The organism is Rhizobium sp. A22-96, assembly GCF_053521805.1.
In genome coordinates, this window is sequence record NZ_JBNWDQ010000008.1 from 217,526 (window position 1) to 239,131 (window position 21,606).

Sequence of the window (21,606 nt, forward strand, 5' to 3'; positions counted from 1 at the left end):
TCCATGGCTTCCGTTGAAATCCAGAACGTCCGCAAGGCCTATGGCGCGCACGAAACCATCAAGGGCGTTTCGGTCGAGGTGCCCGACGGTGCCTTTGTCGTACTTGTCGGCCCATCGGGTTGCGGCAAGTCCACGCTGCTTCGCATGCTCGCCGGGCTTGAGGAGATCAGCGGCGGCACGATCCGCATCGACGGCCGTGTCATCAACGATGTCGAGCCGAAGAACCGTGACATTGCCATGGTGTTCCAGAACTATGCGCTTTATCCACATATGACGATCGCCGAGAACATGGGTTTCTCGCTGAAGCTGGCGAAAAAGTCCAAGCAGGAGATCGCCTCGCGCGTCGCCGATGCCGCACGCATTCTCGGCCTTTCCGATTACCTGACGCGCTATCCCAAGCAACTATCCGGCGGCCAGCGCCAACGTGTCGCCATGGGCCGAGCCATCGTCCGCAATCCCAAGGTCTTCCTCTTCGATGAACCATTATCCAACCTGGATGCGAAGCTGCGCGTGCAGATGCGTGCCGAATTGAAGGATATTCACGCCCGCATCAAGACGACAACCGTCTATGTGACCCACGACCAGATCGAGGCCATGACCATGGCAGATCGTATCGTTGTCATGCGCGATGGCATCGTGGAACAGGTCGGGGCTCCCCTCGACCTCTACGACAAGCCGGCCAATACTTTTGTTGCCAGCTTCATTGGCTCACCCTCCATGAATTTTCTCTCGGCGAGGGTCACAGATGATCGCACGTCCGTCGTGACCGAAAATGGTGTTCGCCTGCCTCTTGCCGGTGCCGCGGCTGCCGCGCCCGGCACCGCTGTAACCTACGGCATCCGGCCGGAACATCTGGCGATCTCGACCGATGGCGACGGCATCGCAATGATGGTCTCCAATGTCGAGCCGACAGGATCCGAGACTTTCATTCAGGGTACGGTCGACGGACAAAAGCTGTCGGCGCAGCTGCATGAGCGCATGTCCACCAGGGTCGGCGATGTCTTGCATCTGAAGCTGCAACCGGCAAACAGTCATCTTTTCGATGCGGGTACCGGTATGCGCTTCGCCTGATCGGCGGCGCAATCAGGCAGCATAGAGGACCGGGAGGATAGATGGGCACGCGCCTTGCAAACGATACAATCGGCCGGCTTCCGGCAAAAGTCAGCCAACCAGGCCTCGACAGAAGCACCTTGACGCCCGGCATCGTGCATCTGGGCGTCGGCGCATTTCATCGCGCCCACCAAGCAATGTATGTCGATCAATGCTTGTCCGCCGGGCAGAGGGACTGGGGCATCATCGCGGCCTCCTTGCGCAGCCCGCAGACACGCGATGCGCTTCAGCCTCAAGACGGCCTTTACACGCTTGCCGTACGGAATGGAGCAGAGGAACGTCTGCATGTGGTCGGCTCGATCCTTGGCCTGTTGGTCGCACCGGAAAATCCGGCGGCTTTGGTTGCAGTAATGGTTGATCCGGCGATCCGCATCATCTCCCTGACGGTGACGGAAAAGGCCTATCTGCGCAATGCCGACGGCCATCTTGATCTCAATCATCCGGACATTCGCAATGATCTGTCCGATCCGGAAAATCCCCGCACGATCTACGGATTCATCGTCGAGGCGCTGGTGCGACGTCGGGCAGCAGGAGATGCGCCCTTCACGGTCCTCAGCTGCGACAATCTCCCCGCCAACGGCAAGACCTTGCATCGCCTGCTGACGGAATTCGCAGGGCAACGTTCCCGCGAACTCGCGGAATTCGTGGCTCGGGAAGTCTCCTGCCCGTCCACCATGGTCGATCGGATCGTGCCATCGACGATGGAGCAGGATAGAGCGCGTATTGCAGATGCAATCGGCATGACGGATGCGTGGCCGGTTGTCACCGAACCCTTCAGCGATTGGGTGATCGAGGATCGTTTCCCGCAAGGCAGGCCCGATTGGGAGCGGTTCGGCGTCACCATGGTCGAAGATGTCGCACCGTTCGAAATCAGAAAGCTGCGGCTGCTGAACGGTGCGCACTCCGCCATTGCCTATATCGGGCAATTGCTTGGCCTCAAGACCGTCTCCGACGCCATGGCCGCTGTCGATGTCAGACAGTTCATCGATGGATTGTGGAGCGAGCTGATCCCCACTCTTCCGCAAGACAAGGGACTTGAACCGCAGCTCTATACCACGAAACTCGTTTCGCGGTTTTCGAATACCGCACTGAATCATCTGACGGCGCAGATCGCCAATGACGGTTCGCAGAAGCTGCCACAGCGGATCATCGAAGCCGCTTGCGAGCGGTTGTCGGCCGGAGCGTCCGCTGAGTATCTGTCGTTCGTTGTTGCCGCCTGGATCGCCGCTCTTCAGGCACGGTCAACAGAGCGTGCGTTCTCCGATCCGCTCGACTCGCAACTGGCGAAGATCGATTTCGATGCATCCGATCACACACAAAGGGTCGAGGTCATCTTCGACACGACAGGCTTTGCGAAGGCCGCGCAAGAGCGGTCAAAGCTCATTCCGCTCGTTGCCAACCAGCTGAAAACGATCCAAACAATAGGCCCGAAACAGGCCCTCCAGAAACTGACAGGCAAGGCTTAGATAGATGAAACAGACATGGCGTTGGTTCGGACCGGACGACTCGGTCAAGCTCTCTCACGTCAAGCAGGCAGGCGCCACCGGCATCGTCACGGCGCTTCATCAGCTGAATGATGGGCGGGCGTGGCCTGAGGAGGAAATCCTCAAGCGCAAGGCAATGATCGAGGCGGCCGGTCTGACGTGGTCGGTTGTCGAGAGCATCATCGTGCACGAGGATGTCAAGACACGGGCCGGGCGTTATCGCGAGCTGATCGACAACTACAAGGCATCGATCCGGGCAGTCGCCAAGGCGGGCATCCAGACGGTGTGCTATAATTTCATGGCGATCACCGACTGGACCAGAACCGATCTGGACTATGAAATGCCACATGGCGGGACTGCTCTGCGTTTCGATGTCGTCGAGTTTTGCGCCTATGATGTGTTCATCCTCCGGCGTCCCGGGGCGGAGGCCGATCATCCGGCTGACCGTATCGAGAAGGCGCAGGCCCGCTTGAAGGCGATGAGCGAAAGCGATCTTGCCAGACTGGAGCGCAACCTGATCGAATGGGTTCCGGCCCGTGAATTCGTCTATGACCGCGACAGCCTCAACCGGATGCTGGACGTTTACGGCGAGCTGTCTACCGAAGGCTTCCGGCAGAATCTGTTTGAGTTTCTGGCGGAAATCATGCCGGTTGCCGAGGAAGCCGGCGTCAGAATGGCGATCCATCCGGATGATCCCCCCTTCCCGCTGTTCGGTCTGCCGCGCGTGATGTGCATGGCATCCGACGCGCGTGCCTTGCTGTCGACCATTCGCTCGCCGTCGAACGGCATTACCCTGTGCACCGGCTCCTACGGCGCCAATCCCGCAAACGACCTGGTCGCCATGGCAAAGGAATTTGCTCCGGACATTCATTTCGCGCATCTGCGCAACGTCACCAAGGAAGGCGACGGCTCGTTCCATGAGGCCGAACATCTGGAAGGCGATACCGACATGATCGGCGTGGTCGACGCACTGATGGCCGAAGAGCGCCGGCGACGGGCAGAAGGCAGGAAGGACTGGGAAATACCGATGCGGCCGGACCACGGCCATGCGATCGTCGATGATATCGGCAAGCAGGTGAATCCCGGCTATTCCTGTATCGGCCGGCTCAAGGGCCTTGCCGAACTGCGCGGGGTCATGCGCACCATCGATGCATTGAGAGGGTAGAGATGACAAGGCTGCGGGTGGTGATGGTAGGACTGGGCATGGCGGCCGGACATCATGCCCGCAGCCTGATCGATCTCGCCGATCAGGTCGAGGTCGTCGGCGTCTACAGCCCGACGGAAACGCGCCGCCTCGCCTTCGCTGCTCAGCATGGCTTTCCGGCCGTCAGTGATCTTGGAGAGATATTTGATCGCAATTTCGCCGATGCCGTTCTCATTCTGACGCCGCCCAACACGCATCTCGAACTTGTCGAGAAGGCCGCAATGGCCGGCCAGCACATCTTGCTGGAAAAGCCGCTGGACATATCGTTGGATCGCGCAAAGGCGATCGTTTCGGTTGCGAACAAGGCCGGTTTGCTTTTGTCGGTCGTATTGCAGAACCGTTTCCGGTCCTCGTTCACCACGCTTCAGGATATGCTGCGAACCGAGCAGCTGGGCACCATTCTCGAAGCGTCGCTGAGTGTCCGCAACTGGCGGCCGCAGCAATACTATGACCAACCCGGCAGAGGCACCTTAGCGCGCGATGGCGGCGGCGTCCTGCTGACGCAGGGCATCCACGCCATCGATCTTCTGCTCGGTCTGGCAGGCGTGCCGGCCAAGGTGTCGGCTTTCGCGCGCACCACACCCATTCACCGGATGGAAACCGAGGATCTGGTGAATGCGGTATTCTCCTTCGAGAACGGTGCGACCGGAACACTGAACGCCACGACCTGCGCCTACCCCGGCTATCCGGAGAGGATCGAGCTGATCTGCACGAAGGGCACAGCATTCCTGACGGGCGACAGCTTGCAGGCCACCATGCATGACGGCCGTACGGTCAATGCCGGCGCCAACATGGCCTCCGGTTTCGGAAGCGACCCCATGGCCTTCGGCCACGAGCTTCATCGGGAGATTATCGCAAATTTTGTCGGTGCCATCACCAGGGGAGAGCGGCTGATTGTTGCCGGTGATGACGCCCTGCGGGCTCATGCATTCATCGACAAAATGCTAGGATCCACTCCGGCATAACACCAGCCGGTCACTGCATCCTATCCGGCGAGCGCCAAGGGCGCGAATTTTCGATCTCCGTGCGCGCAGCGATGGGCATCGACATATGGCGCCCGATCATTGGCCGGGACAAACCGCCTGATGTCTCCACGTAACCTCCACATACCGCCGATCAGGTCGCAACACTCGGGGTGTCTTATCCACCATGGCACTTCGTCCCGAACTCCAGTGGGCGAGCGCGCGGATATGAGAAGACAATGACCTCAAACGAATGGCTTAAGCTTCACTTTCAACGAGATATGTCGATGTCTATCAAGAGGACACACCGTCATCCTGCGGCACGATCCTTGCGGTCGCCGCCGCAGCAATTCTGGCCGGAAAGCCCTCCACCTTCAGCCGGAAGAGGGCGGCGAGTGTTCAAGTTTGTGATGCTGGCGCTACTGGCTGTGCTGCTGCTGGCAGCGCTCATGCTGCTCGCCGGAATCGGGGCGCTGACAGGAAACTGGATCAAGCTTGCTATTCCGCTGATCACTCTCGTCGCGACTGTAATCGCAGTGGTTTTCGCTCTTGGCGAACAATTGTGAGCGGCGTGTTCGCGCCGCCGGTGGCGCCGAAAGTCACAATCGGTAAGTCTTTGGTGACATTTGGCCTGACAGGCCTCTTCCAGATAGGTCGATCAATAGGACAATGGCTCCATAGGTAGTCTCACCTGATCGGCATTGCGCGAGCATCTCTCCGCCTCTCGTGGCCATCTTATGAGAATGACAGAAAGCAGACCCCAGATCACTGGAACCGGGAGCCTGCAAGCGGTCGTTCTCCATCTAGGAGGATCTGCCTTGCGGAGGGCGCCTCGATTTCCGAGGCTGTCAGGTAGCTCTTGTCTTGCGCGAAGATAGCTCATATTGAGTAGCGGACCGGCTGCTTAAGAAACGAGTTACCTATGGCTTTCGCCCCTCGCCTGCTCGCCTTTGTTGCCCTCGGTTTCGGTCTTTTTCCGGCGATCTGCCAAGCGCAATCCTTTGATTGCGGCAAGGCCCAGACTGCTATCGAAAAGGCGATTTGTGCCTCGCCAACCCTGATTTCTCAGGATGCCGCCCTGGCCGCTTCCTATCGGCAGGCCCTGGTCGATCTTGCTGGCGATCCGGCAAAGCTGAGTGATCTGCGGCAGCAACAGCGCCGCTGGTTGGCAGACCGGAACAAATCCTGTGTCCAACCGGACTCAATCGGCCTTTCGAAATGCCTGGCGACCGCATACCAGACACGACTTGCGGCCCTCAAGGCAGCAGTCCCTTCGGCAGACAGCAATACTTCCGCATCTTCCGGTCAGCCGGTCAAACCTGCAGCGTCACCCGCAATCGAAACGCAGACGCCCGTGATACAGGAGCCGGCGGCACCGCCCGTTGTCGTCGCATCTCAACCCGCGCCCGCCAAAGCCTTGCCCCCACCCGTGGCGCAGCCGCATTTGGCCCTGGAGCAACTGCCTGCCGGTCAGGACGGCAGCACCCTGCTGACTGTCGATACCCCCGGCCATATCACCATCCGCACCCAGAGCAGCACGGGCGCAGCACTCCAATTGGTGGACATGATCGCAGGCCCGGGCGACCGCATGGGGGCGCCTGGCGTCAGCGACGGCCGCATCGATGCGCTGCTCGACAAGGGCACCTACAAGATTCGTGTATTCGGAGCGAAGGGAGCCACCGGGACTGTAAAGCTAACGGCCCAGGCCTATCAGGAGCTTGAAAGTCTCGATGCGGCCTTGACCACCACAGGGGTCGATGGCGAGCTGAGCGATCTCCAGCAAAGATCCTATTGGATCGACATTCCCGATTCCGGGCGCGTCGACATCGAGGCGGTCGGGCGCTCGCTTCAGGATTTGCGCTTGTGGCGAAACGGCACCGATATTGCCGACCTCTCACCGAGGCTGTCGATCTTCGAGCTGAAGCCGGGCGTCCCCATGACACGGGCCACGCTGGCCGGTGCAGTCGAACCGGGCCGCTATCTGGTAACGGCCTATGGCGGCCAGAAGCTTGTCTGGACCAACTCGGACGCCGCCGAGCCATTTCACATCCGCGCCGGCACGCAAATGTCCTTGGCCGCGGGGATTGCCGAAGGCGTGATCGGGCCTTTCGGTTCGGTCCGTTTCGAGGCGCCTGCGGATTTAGACACCTTCCGACTTGAGTTGCCGCAATCAGCGCCGGCGGTGCTTCGCGCCGGCCGTATTTCCAGCGCGGCAACCGCGTTTCAAAGTGCCTCGATCGTTAAATCAAGCCGAGAACCGGTTGCCACGCTTGCGCTCTCGGCAAACGGCCAAGCCGGCATTGTCGAAGTGTCGGGGTATGAGGGCCAGCGCTTTCAGGTTCGGGGACTGCGGTTCAGCAATCAGGCGCAATTCGATGGCTCCGTGCCTAATCTCATCAGTCTCGATGTTGCCGGCGAAGGTGGCGACGAGATCCCGGCTACGGCTCTGCTGCTGCGTCAGGATAGCAGCGGCAAGGCCACCATCGTTGCGTCCGACACGCCGCATTTGAGCCCCGGCCAGGCCTGGCATCGGCGCTTCAATTTGCGCGGACCGACCTCGCTTCTGTTCGAGATGACACAGGCGGGCCAGATCGCGATCAAAACCTCGGGCGTTGCCCTCCACGCCGATATCAGCCCGGTACTGGTCGGCAATGCGCCGCGCGCCGATGGCCGCATCCCCGATCGTTTCGATTTGGACGCCGGCTATTATCTGCTGCGCCTCATGCCCGACAACAATGCGGTTGGCATCGTCGACCTCGCCTTTGGCACGCCGGGTGTCGTGCCGCCGATCCAGCCTGCGGCACCGGCGCGCACCAGCATTTCATTTGGTATCCGGGACGCCGAGCAGGCGACGAGCTACGAGATCATCACCAATGTTGCCCCAGGACTGCTGACCGGGCCACGCGCCGTCGCGTTGCCTGCCGATCTGCAGGCGCGGCCGTTGGCTCTTTGGCAGCCCACCGATGCTTCGGCGCAGCCGCAGCCCGCACAAAGCCAGCCGATGTCCAATGTGCCGGCGCCCGTTCCGCAGGCTCAAAAGGCTGCCGCCGATGATGCGAATGCATTGTCACGGCCCGCATCGCCGGCGGATTTGCGCATCGACGTGCATGTGCCGCGCGGCGGGACGATCACCGCATTTGACATCCATAATGCGCCTGTCGCTTTCGCCACCAGCAATGAGCGCGCCGACGCATCGGGTCGAACCTTGAGCCTGCGCTTCCCGGCACCTTCGGCTCCCCAGGTCATTGGCGTCAGCTGGCAGCCCGATGCAACTGCAGCGAAGCGAAGCGCGCCGGCTGCCCCCGCAGCACCCTTGATTGCCGGCCAACGGCAATTTCTCGATCTCGCCGAGGATATACAGAAATCCTATCGCCTGGATGTTGCTGAAGGCGGACTTTACCGCATCGAAACCCTCGGCCGTCTGCAGACATCATTGAGCCTTGGCACGTCGTTCCTGCCGAAACTCGGACAAGCGTCTGACAATGGCGATGGGCACAATGCACTGATGCAGACCTATCTGCGCGCCGGAACCTATCAGGTTGCAGTGTCAGCGCAGAATTCCTCCGGTCATCTCGGCCTTAGCGTTATGCCGGCTTCGCTGCTGACGGCCGCAACCCTGGTTTCGGATGGCACCAGCCGCGGAAGCCTGTCAGGTGGTCGTGGCGCCGTCGTGCCGATCGAAATAGCGAATGCGGGATCCTATCAACTTGATCTCTATTCTCTTGGCGGCGATCTTAGCGCCCGCCTGGAGGATTCCGAGGGGTGGCCGCTGACTGCGCCCGGGCCGCTCTCCACACTGAGTCAGGATTTCACCCCCGGTCATTATCGTCTGGTGATCCTGCCTCGCGATGTCGATACGCGTTTTGTCGCCCGGCTGAGGCCGCTCATCGACCCGCCGCAGCTGCAGGGCCACGGACCGCATCCATTGGCCTTCAACGAGGCTCAGGCATTTCAATGGCGCGAGCCTCAGAGCAAAAGCGACCCACGCGTTCCCGATAGCTGGACTTTCGACCTTTTCGCCGACGCCGACGTCAGCATCGACCTCACCGAAGGCATGATCGGAACCTTGTTCCGTGACGACAAGGACCAGATCGCCCGGTTTGTCGCCTCTCCCCAGTTTAATGGCGTGCTGAAGGCGGGGCACTACCGGATTGATCTCGTGAGCCTCGCCCATGACGACCGGCTGGACTATCAGATTACCCTGAACACGAAGGCTCTGCAGCCAGGCGAGGCGCGCTTCGTCAATCTCCCGGCCGAGCTTTCATTCAATGTCGATAAGGACCACGTGGTCAGTCTCGGCACGTTCGGCCGCAGTGAAATCAAAGGCGTATTGAAGGACGGCCATGGCACCGTGATCGAACGGCTTGCCGGCCGCAGCGATGATTGGAACATCGCGCTGTCGAGCCGGCTGCCGGCCGGATCCTATACGCTGTCCCTTGATGCTGCCGCAACATCCGGCACGGCCAACGGCCAGCAGACTGAGAATTCGGACAGTCAGGAAACCGATTCAGCCGATGGCGACCAGCAGTCTGACGGTGACGATCAGGTCGGTGCCGGGGATATTGAGGTTCAGTTTGCCTTGCCGCAGGAAGTGTTGCAGCCGGCGCTTGGCCCCAACGGCACCGCTGACGTCACAGGCGCCTCCGTCTTTGCCTTCCCTCTGCCAGCCGGCGTGAAGGATCAACTTGCGCTCGTTGCGGCGCAATCCACCAGCGAGCTGGTTCTCTCACTGGAAAAGCGCGGTACTGATGGCATTTGGAAGTCACAAGCCTTTGCCCGAGGCCGTACGCCGGTCATCGCCTGGCCCGTATCTGACGGAGAAGCGCAATGGCGCGCCTCGGTCTGGACACTCGACGGCGGGGCTGCACCCATCAAGATCGCCACGCGCAGCATTATCAGTGCCATTCGGGAGCCCGGCGATATTGCCCTGGAGCCCGTAACCATTGATGGCCTTGGTCTATCACTGAACGTTGCGCTTGTGCACGCACCATCGGCAGGCCTTGTCGAGCTCGATACCGTCACGGATCTGCTTGCCGGAGCAAGTGGTGATCGACCGCTTGCGACAGCAACATCGGGACTTTTTGCCCCGCAAACGGATCGACTGTGGCTGGTTGCCCGCAAGGACGGCCATGTGCGGGTTAGCCCTGCCGAACCCAATAGCGAGATCGCGCTGACGCTCGCGCCCGGTGACCAGGCAGTTGTTCCGGCGACAGCACCATTGCCGGGCAAAATCCGGTTGTGGCGTGCGGATTCGGCCTTCGGGCAGCCAGGCCTCAATGCCGGGCGCGGCATGGGCGTCAGCCTCAACAGCGCGGTCGCCCTGGCCGATCATCAGGATTTGCATATCGGCAACGCCGGCAGCGATGAGAGCCTGCAGATGCGGCTTCGGCCTGTCGATGCCGCCGAACTCGAGGCAGTGGCATTGAACGGCAGCTTCACCGCGACCATACCCGCCCTCAGCGCGCGGCCGGTGAAGCTGGCAGCGGGGGCCAAGCGGCTCACGCTTGATCTTGCGCCCGGCATCGCCGTCGTCTCCGCCCCTTCGGCCTCACAGTTGTTGAATGTGTGGTCCGGCACGACGCCTCTTTCACGTAATGTCGCAACGTCGGCGGAAGAGATCTGGCTCGTCAACCTGACCGATGCCGCCGCATCGGTACGCGTCAGCCTGTCACCTGGACAGGTGATTACGCTGGGTATCGATCAGATCAAGCGTCGGTTCTTCGGCACTGTCGGATCGGAAGAGATCGCGGTCGACGCCCAAAACGGCGATGTTCTGAATGTCTCCGGCGGTCTCGCGACCTTCATTGGGGCTGACGGTCGGGTCTCGCGTGGCAATAGCATTTCTCTATCCGGCCCTGGCCAGCTGATCCTCGACCATGGTGCCGGGTTGGCGGCGCTGTGGTTGGAACGTGGCGGCAAATCGCCCTGGCCCAAGCCGGAGCCAAAGTCCGTTACCCTGCCACAAAGCGTGACGCTTGAGGGCGAGGCCATGGCCTTCCGCCTCGATCCGGCCCAACCGATGGTGCTGGACGTCAGCAGCGACGCGCCTGTCATTGTCAGCCTGGAGCAGAATGGCCACCGCGACCTGCAGCTATTCCCGACTGGAGCCGAATTCCATCGCTATGTTGCGGCGGGCGAGGCAGTGTTGACACTCTACTCCACCCATGATGGCCCCTTGTCAGGCAACCTGGATCTGACGGCAGCGCCTGTCGTTCCGGTCAGCGATGGCATCGGTGCACCTGTGGTGCTTGCACCAGGCACAACGGCCCTGTTCGGCTTCGAAGTCAAGAACAGCGGCAATATCGGCGCCGGCTTGCGCTCCGATCCGGATCTTGCCATTGGTCGCCTGCTGGATGCCAAGGGCCAATTGCTTGGTGAGGGCGTCAACCAGCTCAAGAAGCTTGATGCCGGCTATTATCTTTTGGAAGCGCGGGCGCCGGCCGACGCGCCGACTCTGGTCGTCAGGCCGACGGTGGTGGGCCTGACGCCACCACCCGCGGGTCCGCCGCCTGAAATTATCAATGATTATCTGCAGCGTGCCGGCTTGAAGCCCACGGGATCGAAGTGAGAGGCCAATGAAAAAGATTGTATTTCTCTTTGCCCTTGCTCTCGCCTCTTCGGCACTGATCTCAAGCGGCTATGCCCAGCAGGGCGCTCCGTCGCCGGCATTGGACGTTCTGCAACGCGCCGATGGCGTCAAGATCGTGCCGGAGAAGTTTCTGCGCGCCTATGATCCCGTGACGATTTTCTTTCCTGCGGATACGGGGCCGGCAGGCGGCGGCCCCGAGGATTCCCCGGAGCGTTTTGTGACGATGGAACCGGCCGTTGCCGGCGCCTGGCAATGGCTCGGCCCGCGCGCCCTGCAATTCCGACCCGCCGACAAGTGGCAACCGCTCGCCCGCGTCAAGGTGAAGATGCTTGGCCATGACAAGGACGCTGGCAGTCAGACGGAACTGATATCGCTGCTGCCGGTGCCGGTCTCCACGGTTCCGGCTTCAGGTGACGATCCTGTCAATGAGCTCGACCAGATCACGCTGACCTTCGCCGAGCCTGTGGATATCGCCGCGCTCGCCCGCCTGCTGTCGATTGAACTGCGCCCGGCGCCCGGGATCGGCGATGAAGGCGGCTTGATGCTGGGCGCGAAGGATTTCGACATCCAGCCGCTCGAGCGCAATAGCCGCAGCGATCAGCAATCCTATGTGGTGAAGCTGCACACGAGTGTCCCCGATGGCCGCGTTGTGCTTGTGCGGCTGAAACTGGCCGATACGCAGGATTTCAGCGATCAGATCTTTGAATTGCGCGCGCGCACCGCCGTGCCCTTCACCATGACCAATTCCGATTGCGGGCGCGGCTTCGACGCGGCCACGACGGATGGCATCATGCGCTGCACGTCCAACTCGACCGCCGGCTACTCCGGCGGCGCAGTGGATGACAACGGCAATCCGGTCGAGGATGCCGATGCAGGGACGCCAGCTTCTTCGTCGGGCCAGGGCCGTGGTCTGCTTTTCCGGTTTTCCAGCAACCCGGTGGCAGGAGAGCAGTTGTCGGTCCGAGATGCCTTGCGCATTACTCCGCCTGTTGACGACCTGACGGCGGAAGCAAGCAGCGGACGTCTCTATGTCCATGGCCGCTTTCTCACGGACAAGGTCTATACGCTCAATGTTGCCGCAGGTGCTCTGAAGGACGATCGGGGAAGACCGCTGGCGACCGGTTTCAGCCAGAAATTCGCCTTTTCGCCGGAGCAGTCCTCACTCGTCTGGGACGCGTCGCAGGGCGTTGTCGAGCGCTTTGGTCCGCAGCTCGTGCCGGTGCGCGGGCGTGGCTACGATCGGGCCGATGTGCGCATCCACGCGATCGACCCGCTATCGCGCGATTTCTGGCCGTTCCCACAAGCGGGACTGGATACGAAGGATGATGACGCACCGCCTCTGCCCGGCAAGGAGCCGCAGAAATGGGCGACCGGCGACGATATCTCGGCCGATGCCATCGGAGCGAGGGTAAAGGCACTGGGATCACCCGCCATTTCCCAATTCGTGGATCTCCCCATTCACAAGGGCGGCGTCGACACCAAGTTCGGTCTGGACCTGAAGCCTCTGTTTGCCAAGATTGCCGGCGCCGACCAACCCGGCACCTACCTTATCGGCTTGCGCGCGGTGGACAACCAGACCCGCCATTGGCTGCGAGTGCAAGTCACTGACCTGACTTTGAGCGCGGTGGAAGAACAGGACCGGGTGCGCTTTGCGGTCACATCGCTCGGCACCGGCAGTCCGATTAGCGGTGCGCAAATTCAACTGGATGGTTTGCGGGACGGGAAATACGTCACGCTCGCGACCGGGACGACGGATGCACAGGGCTTCTTCTCCTGGGAGCTCAAGCAACGCGCCGAGGCGAAGATTCGTCGCGTCATCGTGACCAAGGGACTGGATACTCTCGTGATCGATCCCGATCACGCTCCGGCGCAATATGCCCAGAGTAACTGGACCAAACCGGCCGCTTCGTGGCTCGATTGGACCACCAATCCCGACGAGGATCGTGTCGAGCAGGCGCGTACTCTCTGCCACGTCTTTACCGAGCGGCCGATCTATCGCCCGGAAGAGCCTGTTCATATCAAGGGATATGTCCGCAACTACCTCGGCGGCCATCTGACGCTGCCGAAGCAGGGCGGCCAGATCGTGATCACCGGCCCCGACAAACAGGAATGGCGCGTGCCGGTGAAGCTGGACGCAGCTGGCAGCTTCTACCACAAATTCGATGCCGAAACGCCGGCAACCGGCGATTACAAGGTTCACTTCGAGCCGGGCGACGTGGCGAAGGCGGCGGACCAGACGGCGCCGGAGCAGAAGTCCGGCAATGACGACGAGAACGTCGACAGCCAGACGAACGACGGGAATACGGATGACGGCAAGGCGCACGATGCCCAGTCCGACACCACCCAGCCGGCAGATGCCAATGGCAACGCCGCCGTCAGCGACGATGCCGGCGATACGGCCGACAACACAGTCCAATGCGGCAGTATCTCCTTCAAGAAGGAGGCCTATCGCCTGCCGACATTCGAAGTCGTGCTCAACAATCCGCAGACCGTACCGCTCGACTCCTCGTTTAACGTCGATCTGATCGCGCGCTATTTTGCCGGCGGCCTGCTGGCAGACCGCCCGATCCGTTGGCGCGCCGTGCAGTATCCCTACAATTGGACGCCGCCTGGCCATGACGGCTTTCTGTTTTCAACGGATTCGCGCTACTCCGGCGGTGACGAGTTCAAGTCTTCGCCCGCGCTCGAGCGCGATGGCAGCACGGATGCCGGTGGCGCCTCGCGCATCAGCTTCGACACGACGATCGAACCCACGGCACAACCGCGCCGCTACATGATCGAGGCGACCGTTACCGGCGATGACGATCTGCAGGTTCGCAGCATCACCAATGTCTATGCAGTCCCGCCTTTCGTGCTTGGCCTGAAGGTGCCGCGCTATGTGGCAAAGCCCGGTGCAATCGAACCGCAGATCCTGGCCGTCGATGGCAATGGCGATGCCGTCGCTGGGCTCGAGATGACGGCGCGCCTGATCCATCGCAACTGGACCTCGACCCTGCAGGCAAGCGACTTCAGCCAGGGTTCGGCGAAATACGTCACCCAGGAGATGGACGAAACCGTGCTGGAGCGAAAGATTACCAGCACCAAGGATATTCAGACCCTTGCGCTCAATGCAACCGACGCCGGCGTCTATATCATCCAGCTCGAGGCCACCGACAAGATCGGTCGTCGCCAGCAGGTGAGCGTCGACTTTTTCGTCGGTGGCAACACGCCGGTCACCTGGTCGCAGGCGCCTGCGCGCACCGCTATCGTGACCACGGATAAAGACAGCTATATCCCCGGCGAAACGGCCAATCTTCTGATCCAATCCCCCTTCCAGACAGCCCGCGCTCTGGCCGTCATCGAGGAGCCGGAGGGTAAGTTCCGCTATGATTGGGTCGATATCGCCGATGGCTACGGTCATTATGCGGTGACCGTCCGCAAGGAATATATGCCTGAGGTCCCCGTGCACTTCCTCATCATGAGAGGCCGGTTGGAGACGAGCACTCCCTCGCCGAACGCACCCTTCGACCAGGGCAAACCCGTGACGATCGCCGCCACGAAGACGGTGACGGTCAAGCCGGTGAAGAACACGGTCACCGTTTCCATGGATTATCCGAAGAAGGCGCGCCCCGGCGACGAGGTGGAGGTAACCCTGCATCTGGCCGATGACCTGGGTCATCCGATCGCGGGTAATGCCACCTTCTGGATGATCGACCAGGCCGTTCTGTCGCTTGCAACCGAGCAGCCGCTGGACCCGCTGCCGAATTTCATCGTCAAGCGCCAGTCAACTATGACTCTGCGCGATACCCGCAACATGGCTTTCGGCATCATTCCTCTCGACGAGGTGCCCGGAGGCGATGAGCGCGAGGATTGGGGCACGGACAATAATATTTCCGTCCGCAAGAATTTCACACCGGTCCCGATCTATCTTCCCGACGTGAAAGTCGGCCCGGATGGCACTGCCAAGATCAAGGTGAAGCTGCCGGACTCGCTCACCGTCTTCAAGCTGCGTGCGAAGGCCGTCAGCGGCCCGGACCGCTTCGGCTACGGCACCGGCGAAATGCTGATCCGGCAGGAAATCGTGGCCCAGCCTGCCCTGCCCCGCTTCCTGCGGTCCGGAGACCAATTCGAGGCGGGCGTCATAGCCCGCGTGGTCGAAGGTGGCGGCGGCGGCGGTGTTGCCGCCATCGCATCCGATGGCCTGACGCTGCAGGGCAGCAAGGATGTTTCTTTCACGTGGGAACAGAACAAGCCGGCTCACATCGGCGTTCTTGCCTCGGTGCCCGAGCCAAAGCCCGGCAAGGAGGATGTGCGACTGCGCTTTAGCGTCGAGCGCCAGGCCGACCATGCCCGCGACAACGTTGAAATCACGCTGCCGGTGAAGCCCGACCGCATCCCGACCAAGCACTACGAGATCGTCGAAATCCCGGCGGGCGGTTCGAAAACACTGTCGGCGCCGCAGGAGGATGTTCGTCCTGGATCGTTCCAGCGTGTCATGACCCTGACGTCCGATCCAGCCTTGGCGAAACTGGTTGCCGGGCTCAACGTTCTCGTGGAATCGCCCTATGGCTCCACCGAGCAGCGGATATCGCTGGCCTCCTCCGGCGTCGCTTTCAAGAGCTTTACACCCATCCTGGCGGCAGCAAGGCTGGACAAGCGCATAGATGACGATGTCCATAACACCGTGCTGGCGATCGGCCAGGCGGTCGATTCCGACGGCCTCGTCAGCTTCTGGCCGCACAGCAAAGGCAATGTCTCGCTGACAGCCTGGGCCTATTCCTTCCTGGTCGCGGCAGACAAGGCGGGCGAACCCACCGACAAGGCTTTAACGGATCGTCTCGCCAGCGTGCTGAAACTGTCGCTTCGCTCGGATTATCCGCATCTCATTACCGGCGACGAGATCCGCGAACGGGTCGAGGCCCTGACGGCTCTGGCCGAAGGCGGCAAGCTCGACCCGGCCTATACGGCTGAATTGGCCCGTTCGGCGGCCTTGATGCCGAATGTCAGCGTTGCCCGGATGACCGCGGCAGCAGCGGGCGCGCCGGATGCCGACCCGCGTCTGGTCGGTGGCCTGGCCGATGCGATGTGGTCGCGTGTTCACATTCTCTCCCGCAATGGCGAACTGGTCTATAATGGTCAGACGCAGGATGGCGGCAACCCGATCATCCTTCCTTCGGAAGCCCGCAGCCTGGCGGAGATGGTGCGCGCGGCGGCTTTGACCTCCGAGACAGATCCGCGCTATCCCGCTTTGAAAAATGCCCTGCTCCAATTGGGTGAAGGCGACGGATGGGGCTCGACCAACGCCACGTCGGCGGCGATCCGAGCCCTGGCAACGGCGTGGCAGAGGCCAACGACACCCCTGCCGTTGACCCTCACTCAGAACGGCGTCGCTCAATCTCGTACGCTGGACGCGAATGCACCGGTGTTACGGGAGGTCACTCTGGATCCCGGCAGCGTCACCATCAACAATATGGGGACGACATCCGCTCTGGCGCTGGTGGAAACCAGTTATCTCCCCGCCGAAGCCGGCTACAAGGCGCAGGCACAGAGCCAGGGCTTTGCCCTCACACGCACGCTCTATCGCGTCGCTGCCGGCGATGCGCCGCTGGAGAAACTGGCCCCCGATGCAAACGGCACGATTGCCCTGAAAGTGGGCGATGTATTGGAGGAGAGGGTCGAACTGGTCGTCTCCGAAGATCGCACCCACGTGGCCCTTACCATGCCGCTTGCAGCGGGACTGGATCCTCTCAATCCCAATATCGCCACGGCTCCGGCCGAGGCGACGCCTGCGGCGGCCTCAACCCTGCCCTCGGACTGGGTTTCCTATGGGGACGATCAGGTATTCTCCGCCTCTGACAGGCTGCCGAAGGGCAATTATACCTTTGCCTATCGTATGCGCGCCCTAATCCCCGGTTCCTATACGCAGCCACAAGCGCTAGCGGAGACCATGTACCAAAAGGGCGTGCAGGGAACGAGTGCCGCGGTGCAGATCGTGGTGGCAAAATAAGCCATCACGATACGGACGAATATCAGGCAAGGAGCCAGCCGGCCGGGCTATGACACTATTGAGAAGCCGTCGATCAAAGCTTGTTCTTTTTTCTTCGCTGGTGCTCGTCGCCGGCGCGGTGATCTACGGATATCTCATCAATCAGCGCGCGCAGCTGATTGCGCCTGCACCGACACCGATCCTTTATGACCGTAGCGGTGCTTTCCTTGCGCAGATTGGCCACAGCGACGACGCCAGCGGCCGTGTCGATTATGGCTATTGGCCGCTGGAGCAACTGCCTGACCGCTTCGTCAAGGCGACATTGGCGCTGGAAGACAGACGCTTCTTCGAACATGCCGGCGTTGACCCTTATGCCGTTGGCCGTGCGGCCTGGCAGAATCTCGGCGCGGCGAGACACCGCTCCGGCGCTTCGACGATCGCCATGCAGGTGGCGCGCATGCAGCAGCCGGAATCGCGCAGCTTCGTGCACAAGATCCTGGAGGCCGGCACCGGTATCCTGTTGACCCTGCGCTACGGCCGGGAGGCCGTGCTGGCGCAATATTTGCGGCTGGCGCCCTATGGCAACGGCAGTCATGGCATTGCCCATGCGGCGCGGCTCTATTTCGACAAGCCGGTGGCGGATCTGTCCTGGGCGGAAATCGCCCTGCTGTCGGCGATCCCGCAATCGCCAACGCGGATGAATCCGCTGCGGCCGCAGGGCCTGCGTCGGGCCCTTCAACGCGGCCACCAGATGCTGGACGTCCTGCTGAAGCAGGATGTCATAAGCACTGATGAAGCCGAGATCGCACATCGTCAGCTTGACAGCGTACAGATGCCCAATCTGCCGCGCCGTCCGGATGCGCTGCACCTGATATTGCGCTATCACGATCTTATCGAGAGCGGCCAGATATCTCCCGCCTCCGCCAGCATGCCGTTGATCCACACGACGATCGATCTCGCTCTCCAGGCCGATGTAACAGCTCTTGCGCGACAACATCTCGATCACTGGCGCTCCGCGGGCGCGCAGCAGGTCGGCGTCATGGTGGTGTCGCGCCAGACAGGCGAGGTTCTGGCCCAAGTGGGATCGAGCAGTTATTACGGCCGCCATGCCGGCGCGTTCGACTATACGCGGACACTGCGTTCGCCGGGCTCGACCTTGAAACCCTTCATCTATGCGCTGGCGTTCGAGCGCGGCCTGCTGAAGCCCACGGACATGTTGCTGGATCTGCAAGAGGGCGCCTCCGGCATCGGCGATGCCGACCGCGAATTCCTCGGGCCGATGCTGCCGCGACAGGCGCTTGCCAATTCCCGCAATGTGCCCGCCACCAATCTGCTGCGCACGATCGGTCTCGAGACGAGCTTCCGCTTCTTGCGCGATCTCGGCCTGCATGACCTGGAAACACCAGCCGATTATTTCGGCCTGTCGATGGCCATCGGCTCCTTGCCGACACGTCTCGATAGACTGATGCGGGCCTATGGCGCGCTCGCCAATGACGGCCAGTTGCAGGACCTGCGTTGGGCGCGTGAGCAGCCACAGCCACAATCCGTGCGGATCATGTCCCTCGACACCGCGCGACTGGTGACATCGTTCCTGTCCGATCCGCAGGCACGGCTGCCCAGCTTCCATCGCTATGGTTCGCTGGAATATCCCTTCCCCGTCGCCATCAAGACCGGCACCTCGCAGGGCTATCGGGATGCCTGGGCCATGGCCTATTCGGAGAAGGTGATCGTCGGTGTCTGGGTCGGGCGCGGTGATAACGGCACCATGAACCGGATGACCGGAGCCGGGACTGCCGCGCGTCTCGTGCACGATATCATCGATCGGGTTCACGGCAACAAGCCCGGAGACATCGCCGATGCGCGTTTTCCAACGCCACCGGACCGCAAGCCGGTCGATGTTTGCGTCGTCAATGGACAGGCGAACGACAATACCTGCAGCCAGACGCTGGTCGAATGGCTGAAGCCGGATGAAATGCCGAAGACGGCAGCCGTGCAACCTCGTCCGGATGGCAATCTCAAGCCTCTGCCCATCAGCGCTGTGGCAGCGAGAGGAAAGGGCTACTCACCCGCCAATGCCGACGCTTCCAGTCCGCAGATCCATCTTGCCATTTCGACGCCTGCGCGCAACAGCCAGATCTGGCGCAATCCCGAACAGCCGGCCGTGTTCAATCGGCTGGCCCTGAAAGCCGATGTCCAGCCGCATGTGCCGCAGATCGTCTGGTACGTCGATGGCGAGCCCTTCGCAATCACCGATCCCGACAAGCCGGTTTTCTGGCCCATCCAGAGCGGTGCACACCGGTTTCAGATCCGCCTGCCCTATCGCGACGAAACCTCGGCTATCGTTCCGGTCTATGTGCAATGAGAATACTGCGGTCTAGCGGCCGGGTCGTTCCACGCACTTTCGCTGGTATTGCTTCAGCAGAACACATGGGCTGCATCGGGATCGAATTCCAGGTGGACACGATCGCCGCGGCTGAGGCCTGAAATCGCCTCGTGGCCGAAGGGCAGACGCACGGACAAGGTCTCGCCGGCGCTGATCAACGTTGAGACATGGACGTTGTTGCCGAGGAAGGTAATGTCGCCGACGGTGGCGCTGAGACTATTTTCCGCTCCCGCCTTGCGGCCAAGCCGGATGCGCTCCGGTCGCAGCATCAAGGCGGCCTTGCCGCCGGCGGCAGCCCGCCCATGAACCGGAATGCGCTCGAAAACCGCCTGCTCGCCAAGCGAGATTGTCGCCTGCCCATTATTCGATGATAGCAGACGGCAGGAGATGAAATCGCTGTCGCCGATGAATTCGGCGACGAAGCGGGTGCGTGGATTGGCGTAGAGTTCCGGCCCAGTGCCGATCTGATCGATAACGCCTTTCGAGAAGACAGCGATGCGATCCGAAAGCCGCAATGCCTCTTCCTGATCGTGGGTGACGTAGAGGATCGTCACCTCCGTCTGCTGGTGGATCCGCTTTATTTCGTGCTGGATCTCCTCGCGAAGCTTCTTGTCGAGTGCCGATAGCGGCTCGTCCATCAGAAGCACCGGCGGATCGTAAGCAAGCGCCCTGGCAAGCGCGACGCGCTGCTGCTGGCCGCCGGACATCTGGGCGGGCTTGCGATCCTCGAAGCCTTCGAGGCGGACAAGACGGAGCATCTCCTTGACCCGGCTATCGACGTCTGCCTTCGACTTGCGGCGTACCCTTAGCGGAAAGGCGATGTTTTCTCCAACGGTCAGATGCGGGAACAGCGTGTAGCGCTGGAACACCATGCCGATATTGCGCTTGTGCGATGGTGTCGACAGCAAGGTTTCGCCATTCAGCAGGATATCGCCCTTGGTCGGGTTCTCGAAGCCGGCCAATATGTAGAGCGTTGTGCTCTTGCCCGAGCCGGAGGGGCCGAGGAAGGTCAGGAATTCGCCGCGCCGCACATCGAGATTCACATCGTGAACCGCAACGACCGGGCCGTATTCCTTGCGGATACCTTTGATTTTCAGGAAGGATTCGCTCATGATTTCAGAACCTTGCGTACGATCGCGGCCAGCGCCATCAAGATGACCGTCAACAGAATGAGAAGCGTGGAGGCGGTAGCCACGACCGGGGTGAGATCCTGCCGCAGCGTCGTCCAGACCTTGACCGGCAATGTCTGCAGCGTCGGGCTCGCCATGAAGATTGCCACGACCACTTCGTCCCAGGAGGTCAGGAAGGAGAAGACGGCGGCGGAGAAGAGCCCATGGCTTATGGCGGGCAATGTGACCCTGATCTTTGCCTCAAGCGGCGAGGCGCCGCAAAGAACGGCAGCATCCTCGATGGATTTGTCAAAACCCTCGAGCGCGCTGGAGATCGATAGGATCGAGAAGGGCAGCGCCAGGATGAGGTGAGAGAGAACGAAACCGACCAAGGTGCCGCCAAGGCCAATGCGCAGGAAGAAGGCATAGAGCGCAACGGCAAAGACTACGACCGGAAGGATCATCGGCGTCAGGAACAGGGCCTTCAGCGCATCGCGAAACAGGAACTTGCCGCGCACGAGGCCGAATGAGGTCACCAGTCCCAGCAACACCGAAAGCACCGTGACGATCAGCGCAATCCTGAAGCTCGTCCAGGCCGATTCCAGCCATTGCGGATCGGAAAGGAGCTCGCCATACCAGCGCAGCGTCCAGCCCGGCGGCGGGAAGATCAGCCATTGCGACGAGCCGAATGACAGCGCCGCGATGAACAGTATCGGCAACAGCAAGAAGGCGGCCGTCAGAACCGTGATGGCGACAAGCACATATTTCCACCAGCCGAGGCGATCGAAATTGAGCAACAT

10 protein-coding genes are annotated in these 21,606 nt (G+C 61.4%); 8 read left to right on the forward strand and 2 right to left on the reverse strand.

Annotated elements, in window-relative coordinates:
* Nucleotides 1-3 precede the first annotated feature (3 nt).
* The 8 genes from ACQZ6F_RS30565 to ACQZ6F_RS30600 all read left to right on the forward strand — a co-directional run bounded on the left by ACQZ6F_RS30565 (nucleotide 4) and on the right by ACQZ6F_RS30600 (nucleotide 19,676).
* Nucleotides 4-1,071 (forward strand): ABC transporter ATP-binding protein, encoded by a 1,068-nt coding sequence (locus tag ACQZ6F_RS30565; RefSeq protein WP_077470583.1) that lies wholly within the window; start codon nucleotides 4-6, stop codon nucleotides 1,069-1,071.
* A gap of 41 nt (nucleotides 1,072-1,112) precedes the next feature.
* The gene (locus ACQZ6F_RS30570; protein WP_449094955.1) at nucleotides 1,113-2,576 is read left to right on the forward strand and encodes a mannitol dehydrogenase family protein; all 1,464 of its coding nucleotides are present in this window, start codon (nucleotides 1,113-1,115) and stop codon (nucleotides 2,574-2,576) included.
* Between the two features lie 4 nt (nucleotides 2,577-2,580).
* Nucleotides 2,581-3,759, forward strand: coding sequence for a mannonate dehydratase (gene uxuA, locus ACQZ6F_RS30575; protein ID WP_449094956.1), 1,179 nt, complete (start codon nucleotides 2,581-2,583; stop codon nucleotides 3,757-3,759).
* Nucleotides 3,760-3,761: 2 nt separating this feature from the next.
* Nucleotides 3,762-4,763: a Gfo/Idh/MocA family protein gene (locus ACQZ6F_RS30580; RefSeq protein WP_449094957.1), complete on the forward strand. Its 1,002-nt coding sequence runs from the start codon at nucleotides 3,762-3,764 to the stop codon at nucleotides 4,761-4,763.
* 392 nt (nucleotides 4,764-5,155) lie between these two features.
* Nucleotides 5,156-5,326: a hypothetical protein gene (locus tag ACQZ6F_RS30585; RefSeq protein ID WP_174075098.1), complete on the forward strand. Its 171-nt coding sequence runs from the start codon at nucleotides 5,156-5,158 to the stop codon at nucleotides 5,324-5,326.
* A gap of 356 nt (nucleotides 5,327-5,682) precedes the next feature.
* Complete coding sequence (locus ACQZ6F_RS30590; RefSeq protein ID WP_449094958.1) at nucleotides 5,683-11,328, forward strand: lysozyme inhibitor LprI family protein; 5,646 nt, start codon at nucleotides 5,683-5,685, stop codon at nucleotides 11,326-11,328.
* 7 nt (nucleotides 11,329-11,335) lie between these two features.
* On the forward strand, nucleotides 11,336-17,335 hold the full coding sequence (locus ACQZ6F_RS30595; protein WP_449094959.1) for an alpha-2-macroglobulin: 6,000 nt from the start codon (nucleotides 11,336-11,338) through the stop codon (nucleotides 17,333-17,335).
* A 49-nt stretch (nucleotides 17,336-17,384) separates the two neighbouring features.
* Nucleotides 17,385-19,676: a transglycosylase domain-containing protein gene (locus ACQZ6F_RS30600; RefSeq protein WP_449094960.1), complete on the forward strand. Its 2,292-nt coding sequence runs from the start codon at nucleotides 17,385-17,387 to the stop codon at nucleotides 19,674-19,676.
* A gap of 53 nt (nucleotides 19,677-19,729) precedes the next feature.
* Here ACQZ6F_RS30600 and ACQZ6F_RS30605 read toward each other — a convergent pair whose 3' ends face one another.
* Both ACQZ6F_RS30605 and ACQZ6F_RS30610 read right to left on the reverse strand, forming a co-directional pair.
* Nucleotides 19,730-20,809, reverse strand: a complete 1,080-nt coding sequence (locus tag ACQZ6F_RS30605) for an ABC transporter ATP-binding protein (RefSeq protein ID WP_449094961.1) — start codon at nucleotides 20,807-20,809, stop codon at nucleotides 19,730-19,732.
* Nucleotides 20,806-21,606 carry an ABC transporter permease gene (locus ACQZ6F_RS30610; protein WP_449094962.1) on the reverse strand — a complete coding sequence of 267 codons (801 nt, stop codon included), beginning with the start codon at nucleotides 21,604-21,606 and terminating at the stop codon, nucleotides 20,806-20,808. Before ACQZ6F_RS30610 ends, ACQZ6F_RS30605 begins: the two co-directional genes overlap by 4 nt.

Bases quoted from the DNA above. Each gene is read 5' to 3' on its own strand.
- ACQZ6F_RS30610 (WP_449094962.1), bottom strand. From the start codon at position 21,606: ATGTTGCTCAATTTCGATCGCCTCGGCTGGTGGAAATATGTGCTTGTC.
- ACQZ6F_RS30605 (WP_449094961.1), bottom strand. From the start codon at position 20,809: ATGAGCGAATCCTTCCTGAAAATCAAAGGTATCCGCAAGGAATACGGC.
- ACQZ6F_RS30595 (WP_449094959.1), top strand. From the start codon at position 11,336: ATGAAAAAGATTGTATTTCTCTTTGCCCTTGCTCTCGCCTCTTCGGCA.
- ACQZ6F_RS30565 (WP_077470583.1), top strand. From the start codon at position 4: ATGGCTTCCGTTGAAATCCAGAACGTCCGCAAGGCCTATGGCGCGCAC.
- ACQZ6F_RS30580 (WP_449094957.1), top strand. From the start codon at position 3,762: ATGACAAGGCTGCGGGTGGTGATGGTAGGACTGGGCATGGCGGCCGGA.
- ACQZ6F_RS30590 (WP_449094958.1), top strand. From the start codon at position 5,683: ATGGCTTTCGCCCCTCGCCTGCTCGCCTTTGTTGCCCTCGGTTTCGGT.
- uxuA (WP_449094956.1), top strand. From the start codon at position 2,581: ATGAAACAGACATGGCGTTGGTTCGGACCGGACGACTCGGTCAAGCTC.
- ACQZ6F_RS30600 (WP_449094960.1), top strand. From the start codon at position 17,385: ATGACACTATTGAGAAGCCGTCGATCAAAGCTTGTTCTTTTTTCTTCG.
- ACQZ6F_RS30570 (WP_449094955.1), top strand. From the start codon at position 1,113: ATGGGCACGCGCCTTGCAAACGATACAATCGGCCGGCTTCCGGCAAAA.